Raw genomic sequence first — 14,657 nt, 5'->3', positions numbered from 1 at the left:
GAAACCGCACGGCAGCGGGGACACGATGTTGCTGCTGCACTGGTGGCAGACTAGTGCAGTGGCACACATCGACGTCGCGAACATCGACTTCTTCCTCCCGGACGGCAGGCAGCTGCTCAACTCCGTCTCCTTCCGGGTCGGAGACGGCATCAAGAGCGCCCTGATCGGGCCCAACGGCACCGGGAAGACCACGCTGCTGCGGATCATCGCCGGCGATCTCAAGGCCGATGACGGTGCGATCACCTACAGCGGCAGCATCGGTGTGATGCGCCAGTTCATCGGCCAAGTCCGGGATCAGTCGACGGTGCGCGACTTGCTGCTCGCCGTGGCGCCGAAGGCGGTGAATGCCGCCGGCTTGGCGGTCGACGCCGCCGAGTTGGCGATGCTGGAGGACGACTCCGAAGCGGTGCAGATGAAGTATGCACAAGCGCTCGCGGATTGGGGCGATGCCGGTGGTTACGAGATCGAGACCACTTGGGATGAAGTGACCATGGCGGCGATGGGAGTGCCCTTCGAACGCGCCCAATACCGGGCGGCGGCTACGCTCAGCGGCGGCGAGCAGAAGCGATTGGTTTTGGAAGCCCTATTCCGCGGTCCGGACCAGATCCTGCTCCTGGACGAACCGGACAACTACCTCGACGTGCCCGGCAAGCGGTGGCTGGAAGCCACCTTGAACGCTTCAGCCAAGTCGGTGCTGTTCGTCAGCCACGACCGGGAGCTGCTCGCGAATGGCGCCGATCGGATCATTACCTTGGAACCGGGCGCCTCCGGCGCGAATTCTTGGACGCACGGCGGCGGCTTCGGCAGCTACAAGCAGGCCCGGGACGATCGCAATGCCCGTTTCGAAGAGCTTTTGCGGCGTTGGGACGAGCAGCACGCCCAGCTGCGCGAGTTGGTGCAACGCTTGAAGGTCAAGGCTTCGGTCAACGACGGGTTCACTTCCCGTTACCGGGCGGCGCAGACCAGGTTGCAGAAATTCGAGGAGGCCGGTCCGCCGCAGGCGATTCCGATCGAGCAGAACGTGAAGATGCGGCTGCGTGGCGGCCGGACCGGCAAACGCGCAGTGGTGGCCACGAAGCTCGAGCTGACCGGATTGATGAAGCCGTTCGACGCCGAAATCTGGTTCGGTGACCGGGTGGCGATTCTGGGCTCGAACGGCTCCGGCAAATCGCACTTCCTGCGGCTGCTGGCGGCTGGCGGAACCGATCCGGAGCGGGAACACCTTCCAGTCTCCGAAGTGGTGATCGCCGAGGTTCCGCATACCGGAACGGTGAAGCTCGGCGCCCGGATCCGGCCCGGATTCTTCGCGCAGACGCACGTCCGCCCGGATTTGCAGGCGCGTACCCTGCTGGAAATCCTGCACCGCGGCGACGAGCACCGGGATGGGCTTTCGCAGGAGCCGGCGGCCCGCGCCTTGGACCGTTACGGATTGGCCAAACAGGCCGAGCAGACGTTCGATTCGCTCTCCGGCGGGCAGCAAGCCCGGTTGCAGATTCTGCTTTTGGAACTTTCCGGAGCCACCTTGCTGCTGCTGGACGAGCCCACGGACAACTTGGACTTGCATTCGGCGGAAGCTTTGGAACAGGGCATCGACGCATTTGAGGGCACGGTTTTGGCAGTGACCCACGACCGCTGGTTCGCCCGGTCCTTCGACCGGTTCTTCGTGTTCGGCTCCGAGGGCAAAGTCTACGAATCGGATGCGCCGGTCTGGGACGAATCCCGGGTGGTCCGCAAGCGCTGAACCAGATCAATATGAAACGAACACCTTATATGTTCATTTGAGCATGGGATGCTATCGTTTGGACATGACTGCTGACGAGCGGCACCGGTTGATGACCGAAATGCTGCAACACCAAGAGCGCATCGAAGTGGACGAATTCGCGGCGCGCTGCGCGACTTCGGCCGCCACCATCCGGCGTGACCTGGACCTGTTGGAACAGCGCGGGGTGCTGCGCCGGGTCCATGGTGCTGCGGTCTCCTTGGTGCTGGGCGGCTACGAACCGGGATATGCCCAGCGGGTACTGGAGAATCGCTGGTCCAAGGCCGCGTTGGCGCAGAAAGTCGATGGACTGGTCCAGGATCGCGAGTTCGTGTTCTTGGACAGCGGAAGCACTGCGACCCAGATCGCCTCGGTGCTCCAGCAGCGCCTGCTGACCGTCTTCCCGGCCAGTCTGCATGCCGTCAATGAACTCATCGGCGGCCGGAGCCGGATCATTGTGCCCGGCGGCGACCTGAGTGAAGGCGAATTGGCGTTCCAGGGGCCGATGGCGGAGCGCAATATTGCTGCCTTGCGTTTCGACACCGCGATCATCACGCCGTGCGCCTTCGATCTGAGCACCGGAATCATGGCCTACGACCTGGCTGATGCGGCGATCAAAAGAGCCGCGATCGCTTCTGCCAAGCGGGTGATCGTGGTCTGCGACCAGAGCAAATGGGAGCGGCATGCGCCGGCCGTGGTGGCCGGACCGGACCAGGTCGACCAGGTGGTCACCGACCACGAATTTTCCCAACCCGAAATCGCGGCGGCCCGCGCTGCCCAGGTGGAGGTGACGTCGCTGTGATTGGCGCGAACAAATTCAATGCCCGCCCCGCCTACGTTGCGACGATGTTGATCTTCGCGGTGAACGGTTTGGCTTTCGCCTCTTGGGCGGCCCGGATCCCCACGGTGACCCGGGTACTCGAACTCAGCAGTGGTGAAATGGGTGCGGTATTGCTCAGTCTGGCAGCCGGTTCGGTGATCGCATTGCCGATGGCCGGCAACGTCGTCTCGAGAATCGGCACGGCCAATACCGTGCGGGTGGCTGCGGTGATCGCCGCCATCGGGGTTTTGTTCGTTGCGCTCGCGTTGAGCCTGGCTTCGGTGCCGCTGACCGTGGTCGGACTGTTCCTGTTCGGCGCCGGCATCGGGCTGTGGGACGTCGCGCAGAATGTCGAGGGCGCCGCGGTGGAGCAGAAGCTCAAACGGACCGTGATGTCGCAATTCCACGCCGCGTTTTCCGGCGGCGCCTTCCTGGGTGCTCTGGCCGGCGCCGGTTTGTCCGCCTTGGATGTGCCATTGCCGCCGCACTTGATCGTCATTTCGATCCTGGTGCTGGCCGTGCTGTTCCTGGCAACCCGGAACTTCCTGCCCGAGGCCGAACACCGTACGGAGCGCGACGGATCTGCCGGCAAGACGACGTCGCGCAGTGCTTGGGGTGAGTTGCGCACATTGCTGGTGGGCCTGGTGGTGCTCGGGGCAGCGCTGACCGAGGGTGCGGCGAACGATTGGATCGCGAAGGCCACCGTGGACGGCCTGGGCGCGCCGGAATGGGCCGGTGCCCTGATGTTCGCGGTGTTCATCGCCTCGATGACCATGTGCCGCTTCCTCGGTGGCCGGTTGATCGACCGCTGGGGCCGGGTGCCGACTCTGTATGCCAGCCTGCTGGCCGCCCTGGCCGGCTTGGTGATCTTCGTCTTCGGCACGAACGTCTGGATCAGCGGCGTCGGCGCGGTGCTCTGGGGTGCCGGCGCAGCGTTGGGCTTCCCCACCGGGATGTCCGCGGCAGCAGATGATCCGCTCCGGGCCGCCAAGCGGGTTTCGGTGGTGTCCACGATCGGATACATCGCGTTCCTGGCCGGCCCGCCGATCATCGGCTTCCTCGGCGATCACTTCACGCTGCGCCCGGCCCTGCTGGCCATCGGGGCAGTGATGGTGCTCTCGATCCTGGTGGTTCCGGCAGCCCGTCCGTTGAAGCCGGTCGAGCTGCAAAAAGCCGCAGGCTGACCGGTCGGCGAAGCCGGAACGGCTAGGCTGGGGCGCATGCGCAAAGCTCTCCGTCCGTTCGCCAAGCTGGACCGGCGCATTGTCCGGCGGATCAGCCGGCTGCCCAACGGGCCGCTGGACACCGCGATGCGCGAGCTGTCCGCAGCCGCCACGAAGGGCAAACTCTGGTTCGGCATCGCCGGGGTCACGGCACTCTTTCCGGGCACCCCGAGGCGGGCTGCGCTGAGCGGATTGCTGGCCCTCGGGTTGGCGTCGGGGACCACGAATCTGGTGTTCAAGACGTTGTTGCCGCGGCGTCGGCCGGGCGCCGAGCTGCTGCCCGGATTTCGCTTCGTCAAGCCGCAACCGGTGAGTTCATCGCTTCCGTCCGGGCATTCGGCCTCGGCGATGGCCTTTGCCACCGGAGTCGCGACCACCAGTCCGGCGTTGGGTTTGGCCTTGGCGCCGCTGGCGCTCGGCGTGGCATACTCCAGGGTGCACACCGGGGCGCATTGGCCCTCGGATGTGGTGCTCGGCTCTGCGATCGGGGTGGCCTCGGGGTTGCTGGTGCGCAATTGGTTCCCGCCCGCGACGCCGACTCCGCAAACCCGGGTGACCGAAGTGCCGGCGGTGCCGCTGGCCGCAGGGGCCGGACTGCGATTGCTGGCGAACCGCGCCAGCGGGTCTTATTCGCCGGCCGCCATGGCCGGGTTGCGGCAGAATCTGCCGGAGCTGGCGCTGACCGAATACGATGGCTCGGCGCCATTGTCCGAATCCATCGACGCCGCATTGCGCAGGCCAGGGGCCGAAGCACTGGGGGTTTGGGGTGGCGACGGCACGGTCGGCGCGGTGGCGCAGCGGGCACTCCAGGAAGCGTTGCCGCTGGCGGTCTTCCCGGGTGGCACCTTCAACCATTTCGCCCGGGATGTGCACGCGGCGGATCCAGCCGCGGTCCAGGAGGCGCTCGCGCGGGGCTCGGCGATCCGCACGGACGTCGCCGAAGTGCTGATCGAGCGTTCGGACGGCACATCGAGCCGGATCATGCTCAATACCGCCAGCGTCGGAATTTACCCGGAACTGGTGCAGCGCCGGGATCTGCTGCAGAAAAGCCTGGGCAAACCGCTGGCCGGCATCGTCGCCGGGCTGCGGACTTTTGCCGTGGTCCGGCCCACCACGTTGATCGTCGACGGGCAGCGCAAAAAGATCTGGCTGGTCTACCTGGGCCGCGGGCGCTACTACCCGCGGGGCTTTGCGCCGTTGGAACGCCCGGTGCTCGATGACGGAGTGCTCGATCTTCGCACCATCTCGGCCCACTCGGCGTTCTCCAGGTTCCGGCTGTTGGCTGCGATCCTCACCGGCCGCACCGAGGTCTCGAAGGCCATCGGGCTGCAGACGCCGACGTCGGTCCGGCTGCAGGCGGCAGATCTGCCGTTCGATCTGGCCATCGACGGCGAAGTCGTCGCCGGCGTGGTCTCCGCGGTCTTCACGGTGCGCCCCGGGGCGCTCACGGTGTATTCCGCGGCCGGAAATACGCGCAGATAAAATGCGCTAATTCAGCGGTTCTTTTAATTATCCCCGGTGTTATCTTCGAAACGGGAATCATTCCAGTAAATATTTATTGAGGTAATGCTTACCTAAAATATCGAGGAGAATGCCATGTCGACGCCAGTTGCCAATGTTTCCGATTGTTCCGTGCACAATTGTTCGTTCAACCACGATGGCTGCACGGCTTACGCGATCACCGTCTCCGGCTCTCCGGAGCACGCTTCCTGCGCCACCTTCATCGACACTTCGGCGACCGGCGGGCTGCCCAAAGTGCTGGCCACGGTGGGTGCCTGCCAGCGCAGCGAGTGTTCGCACAATGCCAACCTGATGTGCGAGGCGCACGACGTCCGGATCGGACCCGGCGCGGAAATGGCGGATTGCCTGACCTACGAAGCCCGCTGATCCGGGCGGCCGCCGTCATCCTTGCGGAGGACGGTTGATTCATCCTTGAGCGGGCTGCATTCAGGGCGCCGGTTCCGTAGCGTAGAACCTGGAATCGACCTTTGAAGGAGCAAGCTCATGATTGAAGCAAGGCAGCTCTCCAAGCACTATGGAGAGAAGACCGCTGTGGCCGGGGTGACGTTCACCGTGCAGCCGGGCAAAGTCACCGGCTTCCTGGGCCCGAACGGGGCCGGCAAATCGACCACGATGCGGATGATCGTGGGCCTGGACCGGCCCAGCGGCGGCGACGTCACGGTCAACGGCAAGCACTACGCACAGCACAAAGACCCGCTGCACCAAGTGGGTGCCTTGCTCGACGCGAAAGCAGTGCACACCAGCCGCAGCGCGTACAACCACCTGCGGGCGATGGCCGCGACCCACAGCATTCCGGTGAGCCGGGTCAACCAGGTGATCGAAATGACCGGCCTGGGCCAAGTAGCCAAGAAAAAGGCCGGTGGCTTTTCGCTCGGCATGGGGCAGCGGCTGGGCATCGCGACGGCGCTTTTGGGGGATCCGCAGACCCTGATCCTGGACGAGCCGGTCAACGGCTTGGATCCGGAAGGCGTGCTCTGGGTGCGCAACCTGGTCAAGTACCTGGCCTCCGAAGGCAAGACCGTCTTTCTGTCCTCGCACCTGATGAGTGAGATGGCGCAGACCGCGGACCACTTGATCGTGATCGGGCGCGGCCGGATCATTGCGGATGCGCCGATCGCCGAATTGATCTCCGGGAGCCGTGCCGCCCGGGTCCGGGTCCGGACCCCGCAGGCTACCGAGCTGACCCGGTTCCTGGCCTCGGACGGCGTCACGATCAGCGCCAGCGAGGCGGAGACGCTGGAGGTCACCGGCTTGGATGCGCGGCAGATCGCGCAGATCGCCCTGGACAACCGGGTTCTGGTCTACGAGCTTTCGCCCCTGAACGCTTCGCTCGAAGAGGCGTACTTCAATCTCACCAAGGACGAGGTGGAGTACCACTCCACGATCGACGGCGGCGCGTCCGGCGATGCCCAGTTGCTCGCCGCGCTCTCCCAGGAAGGGAAGTAACCGACATGTCACATGCAATTGCGACTGCGCCCGCCCGCACCTCGAGTGCCGGTACCCGCGGGCTGAGCTTCATCGGCGTGCTGCGCAGCGAGTCGATCAAATTCTGGACTCTGCTTTCGACCAAACTGCTGCTCGCGGTGACCTTCGTGGCGATGGTCGGCATCGGCAGTTTGGCGGCTTGGCTGCGCGCCACGGCATTCACTGAAATGACCCGGAACGTCACCGGGCCCAACGGCGAGGTCGTCCCGTCCGGGCTGACCCTGCAACAAGTTCTGGACAACCCCCCGCGCGGACTCGAAATTTCCGGGATTCCGGTCGCCGGCTTGCAGATCGGCGTGCTGATCCTCGGTGCCCTCGCGGTGCTGTTCATCGCTTCCGAATACGGCACCGGGATGATCCGCTCCACCTTCGCCGCAGTTCCCGGCCGGATCCAGGCTTTCCTGGCCAAGGCCGTGGTACTCGTGGTGGTCTCCTATGTTTTGACGCTGGTCGCCGCTTTTGTCACCTTCGCGTTGGCGGTACCGATCTTGAACGGCTACAACATCGAGATCAGCCTCAGCCAGAACGGCGTATTGCAGGGAATCCTGTTGGGCGGGCTCTACGTCGCCGGAGTCGCGGTCATCGGCTTGTCGCTCGGCGTGCTGCTGCGCAGCTCGGCCGGTGCGATCATCGTGGTGATGGCGTTGATGTTCGTGCTCCCCTTCGCCGCCCAGGCAGCGCAACTGATCCCCGGAGAATTCTGGAAGCACGTGCAGGAATACCTGCCGAGTTTCGCCGGCGGCCGGATGCTGGAGGTCACCCAGATCAACGGACTGATCGATCCCGGTGTCGGCGGGCTGATCTTCCTGGCCTGGATCGCGCTCTTCACGATTCCGGCGATGATCGTGCTCAAGCGACGGGATGCCTAAGCTCTACTCATGAGCAGAACAAGCCAGGTGGGGGCGGTGCCGGAACGAACGGCCGGCGTCGCCCTCACCGAATTCACCACCAAACGCCGCGGCCCGCTGCGGCGTTTTTTCTATGAGCGTCCGGTCTGGATGGACGCCGTCGTGGTGCTCGTCTACCTTTTGCTGTCCAGCCTCGGGTTCTTTTCCGAGACATTCCGCGAAAATCCGTTGCCAGTACTGTTCTGTCTCCTGATTGCGCTGGTGTTGTTCTTCCGCCGCCGGTTCCCGGTCCGGGTTCTGCTGGCAACCAGTGTCCTCGAAGTCTTTTCGGCGCTGTCGATGGCGAATGCCCCGGACGGGTTGGGCGTCAGTTCGATTTTCGCGCTGTACGCGGTGGCCGCGGCCCGCGGTGGTCGATTCGGATTCATCGCGACTGCGGCAGTCAGCATTCCGACCTCGGTTTTGCTGGTGCTGCTCTCGCTCAGCCGGGATCCGGTGGGGCTGGGCCAAACCGTGAGCATGCTCTTGCTGCCGGCCGGCTTCATGGTCCTGGCGAATGTGATCGCCACCGGGATCGGGGTTTCGGTGTGGCGCGATCGCCAGCATGAACTGGAGTTGCGTGCCTGGGCGAGCCGGAATGCCGAGCTGGCTTCGGCCAATGAGCGGAATCGGATCGCCCGCGAGATGCACGACGTCGTGGCACACTCGTTGTCCGTGATGATCGCGCTCGCGGACGGTGCACAAGTGGCCTTGAAGAGGGCCCCGGACCGGGCCGAAGAAGCCTTGGTGAAGCTTTCGCAGACCGGCCGCAGCGCGCTCTCCGATATGCAGCGGGTGCTCGGCGTCTTGCGTCTGGAGGGCTCCAAAGAGCAAGGTGAGCGCAAGCCGCTGCCGGCGGATTTCGAGGTGGAGTCGCTGATCGCCGGATTCCGCACGGCCGGGATGCCGCTTTCGGTTTCGATTTCCGGCCCCGCACTGCCCTCGGACCCGGCTTTCCGGCTGACGGTTTACCGGATTGTGCAGGAGTCGTTGACCAATGTGCTGCGCTACGCGCAGTCGGTTTCCCGGGTGGAATTGAAGATGGAACACGAACACCCCCACGTCCGGTTGCGGATTGCCGACGACGGCCGGGGAAGCACCTTGCTGCGGCCGCCGAAGGTCGGCAGTGGGAACGGCCTGATCGGAATGCGCGAGCGGGTCGCGGCCTATCAGGGCGAAGTCAGTGCCGGCCCCGCGGCGAGCGGCGGATGGCTGGTGGATGCGAGACTGCAGTGCCCGGATTCCAAAGACGGTGAGGAGACCCCGTGAAGATCTTGTTGGTCGATGATCAGCCGCTCTTGCTGATGGGCTTCCGGCTGATCCTGGAAGGCGAGCCCGATTTCAGCATTGTGGGCGAGGCGCAGGACGGCGAGCAAGCCGTGCGGATGGTCCGCGAACTGGAGCCGGACGTGGTGCTCATGGACGTGCGGATGCCGGTGATGGACGGAATCGAAGCAACCCGGAACATCGTGGGTTCGGGTTCGTCCGCGCGGGTGATCATCCTGACCACCTTTGATCTGGACGAATACGCCTTTGCCGGCTTGCAAGCCGGAGCGAGTGCCTTCCTGCTCAAGAACGTGGCTCCGGGCGAGTTGGTCCAGGCAGTCCGGGTGGTGGCCAGCGGCGAAGCCGTGGTGGCGCCGCGGGTGACGCAGCGGCTGTTGGAGAATTTCGTGCGCTCCAAGCAACCGGTCGCGGCCTCGGACGGTTCCGCGGAAGGCCTGACGTCGCGGGAGGTCGAAGTGGTCCGCGCCCTGGCAGAAGGCCTTTCGAACGCCGAGATCGCCGGACACTTCTTCCTCTCCGAAGCCACGGTGAAAACCCATGTGCGGCGGATCCTGACCAAATTGGATTTGCGGGACCGGGTGCAAGTGGTGGTTTGGGCGTATGAAACCGGCGTGGTGGTGCCGGGCGCCGAATAGCTTTCTATGCGTTGGCGGCGGCTTGGCTGGGAGTTCGCCGATTCGAGGCTTTTTGCGGGTGATTCTCAGTTAGCTTCCAGTCCGCAGGATCAGGCTCCTTTCTGGGTTCCATTCGGGACCGCGACGTTATTGACAAGGGAGTTAATACCAGCATGAACAAACGTGGGTTTTTCTCAGCTCTGGCCGTAGCGACGGCCGCTTTCACGCTCGCTTCCGGCGCCGGGCTGGCACAGGCCGCACCGGTGGTCCCCGGCACGGTGACCGATTCCTCGGGCGAAGTGCACGGCATGGGTTTCGACATCGCAGCGGCCCGGGCGCACCACGCCAAGACCGGCAATGAGCGGGCCAGCTTCGAGTCCAGCCCGGCGATTGCCGCCCCGGACTCCTATTCGCTCAAAGACTATGCACTGTCCCCGGGGGACCAGGGCCAAGTGGGCTCCTGCGTCACCTGGGCCACCGGTTACAGCGGCTATGGGATCCTGATGAACGAGGCTGGCCGCAGTGGCGCGCCGATGGCGCCGATGTTCATCTACTCGCAGATCGTGAAGGAGAACAACAACGGCCAGGACAGCGGGACGTTCGCTTCGGTGGCGCTCCCGATGGAGAAGTCCCGCGGCATCGACACCCAGTCCGATTACTCGCAGGGCACCACCAACTACAAGACATTGCCCAGTGCCGCGCAGAAGAAGAACGCGCTGAACTACAAACTGGGCAGCTTCACCGATCTGACCAATAGTGATCGCCAAACTGCGGTGAAGTCGGCGATTTCGCAAGGTCACCCGGTAGCCGTCGGGTTCTCGGTCCGGGACAACTTCAATGATCTGGACTCGAACAACTCCTACTACGATCCGGCGCAGGGAAATCTGATTCCCAATGCCGGGCATGAAGTGACCATCATCGGATACGACGCCGATGGGGTGACCGTGGAGAACAGCTGGGGCACCAACTGGGGCGACGGCGGGTTCTTTACCGCACCGTGGTCCTGGGTCACCGGAAGCGACGTCGACGAGGTCAATTCGATGAACTCCTTGGCGGCCAACTAGGTTTCGGCCACCCTCGGCAAGTGAACCCTTGCCCGCAGCGTCTCTGACGCTGCGGGCAAGGCACTTCCCCTCCCAGTTCAGCAAGAGAATCGACCCTGCGTTGCGCCGGGGGCGCCAGCCGGAGAAGGCCCTGCCCGGTCGTCGTGCGACCCCGTAGCCACCCCGTTAGGAATGTGCGGACATCTCTTGCTTAATGTTAGGTGAGTCACATATAGTATACGTATGCATTTGACGCTGAAAGACAAAATTCGCCTTTCCGGCAACGTTACCGCGGTCCGCGAGCCGAATCGTCCAGATGTGCCGGCACAGGCCGATCCCGGCGTCATTTCCAGGGTCTCCGAGATGCTTTCCGCCATCGAAGCCCGGGGCCTGGATGCGGTCCGGGAGTATGCTTCGGAACTCGATGGTTGGACCGGGGGGACCGACTTCGAGATCACCCCGAAAGCCGCCGAGCGTCTGGTAGCCGAACTTCCCGTCGAATTGCGCGAGGCGCTCGATGCCGGCTCCGAGCGTACCGGCAACTTTGCCCGGATGCAGCGCGACCGGTTGAGCGATTTCGAAGCCGAAGTCGTCCCTGGCGTGCACTGCGGACAACGCTACGTCCCGGTGGAAACGGTGGGGGCGTACTTGCCGGCCGGCCGGTTCCCCTTGCTGGCCAGTGCCTTTATGACGGTTGGGGTGGCGCGAGCCGCGGGGGTGTCGAAGGTGCTTTCCTGCACACCGCCGTCGCGGAACGGGCAGGTACATCCGGCCGTACTTTACGCTGCACAGATATCCGGAACGGAGCGGATTTTCGCACTTGGTGGCGTGCAGGCGCTGGCGGCCATGGCTTTCGGATTGCTCGACGCCGATCCTGCTGACATGTTGGTCGGCGCCGGGAACGCTTTTGTGGCGGAGGCGAAGCGGCAGCTCCATGGGAGGGTTGGGATTGATGTACTGGCGGGGCCATCGGAGGTGGCAGTAATCGCCGACGAGCAAGCCAATGCAGCCATGGTGGCGGCAGATCTCCTAGCCCAGGCCGAACACGGTCCGACCTCGCCCGCCTGCCTGGTGACCACTTCGGCGAGGTTGGCGGCTGACGTCGAGCGGGAGATCCAACAGCAGCTTTCCGGCTTGGCGACACGGGAAGTCGCGGGAGCCTCGTGGCGCGACTGGGGGTCGATCTACTTGGTGGATTCGCCGCGGACCGCGGTTGAAGTCATGGATCTTCTCGCCCCGGAGCATTTGGAGATCCTGACCGAGGATCCGGACTACTACCTCCAGAATCTGCGTAACTACGGGTCATTGTTTCTTGGTGAGTGGTCGACCGTGGCGTATGCGGATAAGGGAATGTCCGGGACCAATCATGTGCTGCCTACCGGTCGCGGAGCCCGGTATACCGGGGGGCTCTCGGTTGCCCGGTTCCTCAAGCAGCTGACTTACCAGCGGGCAACCCGTGAGGCGACCGAAATCCAGGCCGGCCCGACTGTGGTGATTTCGGATTTTGAACAAATGCCGGCCCACCGGGACAGCGCCCAATTGCGCCTTGATCTGGTGCGTGGTCGAAGGACCTAAGATTAGACGGACAATTGCTCGACCAGGAATTGCATACGCATGTGTTAAGGGTTTATCGATGCAGACTTGTCTGCACCCGGGAACTGCCTTTGGAGGGGGATTCATGCTACACACTTCTGTCGTACGGAAAGGGACTGCCGGCTTGGCGATGGTCGCAAGCGTCTTGGCGCTTGCCGGATGCGGGGCCGCCTCGCGGGTGGGAGCGCAGAATGCGACCGCGGTCGAATGCGGGTACACCATGCCCACCCAGTCGACCACGGTGAACGTCCTGGCTTACAACTCCTCCGCGATCGACCCTTTCACCAACACCATGGTGAAGAGTTGCAGTCGTGACCGCGTCACACTCAAACACGATCCGATCGATTTCGCGGGCCAGGTGACCAAGACCACGGCAACCTTGGCCGGGGATGAAGGCAGCTACGACATCTTGGAAACTTATGGATTCGTGCTCCCCGGACTGGCCGACAATGGCAAACTCGAACCACTGGATGACTTGGTCGCCAAGTACTCGGACAGATACAAGCTCAACGAGCTCAATGCCGCGATGCGAGAAGGACTGTCCTTCGACGGAAAACTCTATGCTCTGCCGATGCAGGCCCAGATGTTCGTACTTGCCTACCGGACGGATGTCTTTGATTCACTGGGCCTGAAGCCCCCCACGAATTTTGCGGAGATGATCGAGTCGGCTAAGGCAATCCAAACCATCGGCGGGATCAGATACCCGATCGCCTTGCCTTGGCTGGCCACCGCCGATGTCACCACTCATTACCAAGCGGCGATGAATTCGTTGGGCAAGGATTTCATCGATCCGTCGGGCAGAGTGCAGTTTGATTCCGATGAAGCGAGTCGGGCATTAGAGGGAATGCGGTCGCTGTTTCCATACATGGACCCGCAGGTCACCACGTTTGACCAGCCCAAAGTGCAGCAACAGATGTTCAATGGCACCGCTGCCATGGGGATCATGTTTTCTGGCCGGATGAACGACCTCACGCTCCCGGCCAATAGCAAGTTGTCCGGCCAGTTCGGCTTCGCGGCCTCGCCTGCGATCGAGGCTGGGGCTCCCTATCTGTACAGCCGATTGTCGATCGATGGCTGGTCGATACCCAAAAACACCACGTTGGACAAAGACATGTTGTTCCAGATGATGGCAGCTTCGATCAGCGAGGAAGCTTCCAAGGCGGCGGTGCCTGCTGCTTACCCGGCCCGGGAGGACACGGTGAGTCCGGACAGCTCGAAGTACGCCACCGCGGCAATCGACACCATAGCCAAGACCATGCCGGCAATCGGTCAATCCGAGATGGCCGCGGTGAGCAACGCCATCCGCCCGGTCCTGGTGCAGATCATCACCGGGCAGGTCGAGGTGCCGGTCGGCCTGATTCAGATGCAAGACCTCGCAGAACGTGCGATATCCGGCCGGCGCTGAGCGGCGTTCTACCGGAACCGGAATGAGTCCCGCTTGGTCGGTGGCTAATCAGTGCACTCAAGTTCTTGCAGAGACTTCATAGATAGGAAGTGACGATGCGACGACGCGAATTCGCCCTGTTGATCGGACCCAGTCTGCTGGTGATGTTCGGACTGCTGGTAGTCCCGCTGATCCGCACCATTCAGTGGAGCTTCCAAAAGGTTCAGTACGGTGAGCCCGGGGAATTCATCGGCTTGGGGAACTTCAGTTCGGCTTTGTCCGATCCGCGATTTGGCCGGGCAGTGTTTTTCACGCTGCTGATCACCACCGTCGTGACCGTCATGATTCTAGTCCTCGGGTATCTCGTGGCAACTGGAATGAACCGCCTCGGCCGGCTCCAGCCGGTGATTTTGGGGGCAATGCTCGTCTCCTATGTGTTGCCGAACATCGTCGGAGCGGTTTCGTTTTCCTGGTTGTTCGATCAGAACTTCGGCGGGGTGGTGAGTGGAATCGTCCGTTCGCTGACTGGTGCTGAACTGCTCTGGTTTACCGAAACCTGGCCCAACCGAATCATGGTGATCGCGAATACGGTGTGGCATCTGCTTCCGTTTTCTATGCTGATGATCCTTGCTGCGCTCCAAGGTGTGCCGGCCGAATTGCGCGAGGCCTCGAAGATCGACGGGGCCTCGCCGTGGCAGACCCACCGTTATGTCATCATCCCCGCGATCCGTGGAATCCTCGGCTTCGTCTGCCTGATTACGATCATGGACGTACTTCGTACGTTCGACAATCTCATCCCGCTCTCCCCGCAAGCCGATGCCATCGGCAATGAGTCGATCATGCTCTATATCTACGATGTGGCCTTCCGTGACGGGTCGGAACAGCTTGGTCTGGGCAGTGCGATCAATGTACTGGCGATTCTCCTCATCCTCATCTGCCTGTTCCCGTTCATCCGGGGACTCCTCAAAGAAGCGAAGGTGCGCGCATGAGTATCCATACCGCTACCGCCAAGACGGCCGGGTTCAAGGGCAAAAGGACCGG

General features: G+C 63.2%; 13 protein-coding genes. All 13 read left to right on the top strand.

The genetic code is table 11. The annotated features are described in order from the left end of the window. The first annotated feature begins 58 nt into the window (after positions 1-58). The 13 genes from JOE69_RS09850 to JOE69_RS09790 all read left to right on the top strand — a co-directional run bounded on the left by JOE69_RS09850 (position 59) and on the right by JOE69_RS09790 (position 14,605). Positions 59-1,741 (top strand): ABC-F family ATP-binding cassette domain-containing protein, encoded by a 1,683-nt coding sequence (locus tag JOE69_RS09850; RefSeq protein WP_296362561.1) that lies wholly within the window; start codon positions 59-61, stop codon positions 1,739-1,741. A 64-nt stretch (positions 1,742-1,805) separates the two neighbouring features. Beyond that, entirely contained in the window at positions 1,806-2,561 is a 756-nt protein-coding gene (locus JOE69_RS09845; protein WP_309798266.1) for a DeoR/GlpR family DNA-binding transcription regulator, read from the top strand. A 44-nt stretch (positions 2,562-2,605) separates the two neighbouring features. Continuing rightward, on the top strand, positions 2,606-3,763 hold the full coding sequence (locus JOE69_RS09840) for an MFS transporter (protein ID WP_309801248.1): 1,158 nt from the start codon (positions 2,606-2,608) through the stop codon (positions 3,761-3,763). A 36-nt stretch (positions 3,764-3,799) separates the two neighbouring features. Continuing rightward, positions 3,800-5,284 carry a bifunctional phosphatase PAP2/diacylglycerol kinase family protein gene (locus JOE69_RS09835; RefSeq protein WP_309798264.1) on the top strand — a complete coding sequence of 495 codons (1,485 nt, stop codon included), beginning with the start codon at positions 3,800-3,802 and terminating at the stop codon, positions 5,282-5,284. 114 nt (positions 5,285-5,398) lie between these two features. Continuing rightward, positions 5,399-5,689, top strand: coding sequence for a DUF1540 domain-containing protein (locus JOE69_RS09830; protein WP_296362564.1), 291 nt, complete (start codon positions 5,399-5,401; stop codon positions 5,687-5,689). Positions 5,690-5,806: 117 nt separating this feature from the next. Next, positions 5,807-6,769: an ABC transporter ATP-binding protein gene (locus tag JOE69_RS09825; RefSeq protein ID WP_296362565.1), complete on the top strand. Its 963-nt coding sequence runs from the start codon at positions 5,807-5,809 to the stop codon at positions 6,767-6,769. Between the two features lie 5 nt (positions 6,770-6,774). Further along, a complete protein-coding gene (locus tag JOE69_RS09820) occupies positions 6,775-7,677 on the top strand; it encodes an ABC transporter permease (protein WP_309798261.1) in 903 nt (300 codons plus the stop codon). 9 nt (positions 7,678-7,686) lie between these two features. After that, positions 7,687-8,964, top strand: a complete 1,278-nt coding sequence (locus JOE69_RS09815; protein WP_309798259.1) for a sensor histidine kinase — start codon at positions 7,687-7,689, stop codon at positions 8,962-8,964. Beyond that, entirely contained in the window at positions 8,961-9,617 is a 657-nt protein-coding gene (locus JOE69_RS09810; RefSeq protein ID WP_296362569.1) for a response regulator, read from the top strand. The genes JOE69_RS09815 and JOE69_RS09810 overlap by 4 nt, the downstream gene beginning before the upstream one ends. Before the next feature lie 152 nt (positions 9,618-9,769). Beyond that, complete coding sequence (locus JOE69_RS09805) at positions 9,770-10,660, top strand: C1 family peptidase (RefSeq protein WP_309798257.1); 891 nt, start codon at positions 9,770-9,772, stop codon at positions 10,658-10,660. A 222-nt stretch (positions 10,661-10,882) separates the two neighbouring features. Beyond that, a complete protein-coding gene (gene hisD, locus JOE69_RS09800; protein ID WP_309798255.1) occupies positions 10,883-12,214 on the top strand; it encodes a histidinol dehydrogenase in 1,332 nt (443 codons plus the stop codon). A 103-nt stretch (positions 12,215-12,317) separates the two neighbouring features. Then, a complete protein-coding gene (locus JOE69_RS09795) occupies positions 12,318-13,637 on the top strand; it encodes an ABC transporter substrate-binding protein (RefSeq protein WP_309798253.1) in 1,320 nt (439 codons plus the stop codon). 95 nt (positions 13,638-13,732) lie between these two features. Then, positions 13,733-14,605, top strand: a complete 873-nt coding sequence (locus JOE69_RS09790) for a carbohydrate ABC transporter permease (RefSeq protein ID WP_309798251.1) — start codon at positions 13,733-13,735, stop codon at positions 14,603-14,605. Positions 14,606-14,657 lie beyond the last annotated feature (52 nt).

The sequence above is a fragment of the Arthrobacter russicus genome (genome assembly GCF_031454135.1).
Lineage (GTDB): Bacteria > Actinomycetota > Actinomycetes > Actinomycetales > Micrococcaceae > Renibacterium > Renibacterium russicum.
This window is presented reverse-complemented; position numbering and strand designations above follow the sequence as displayed.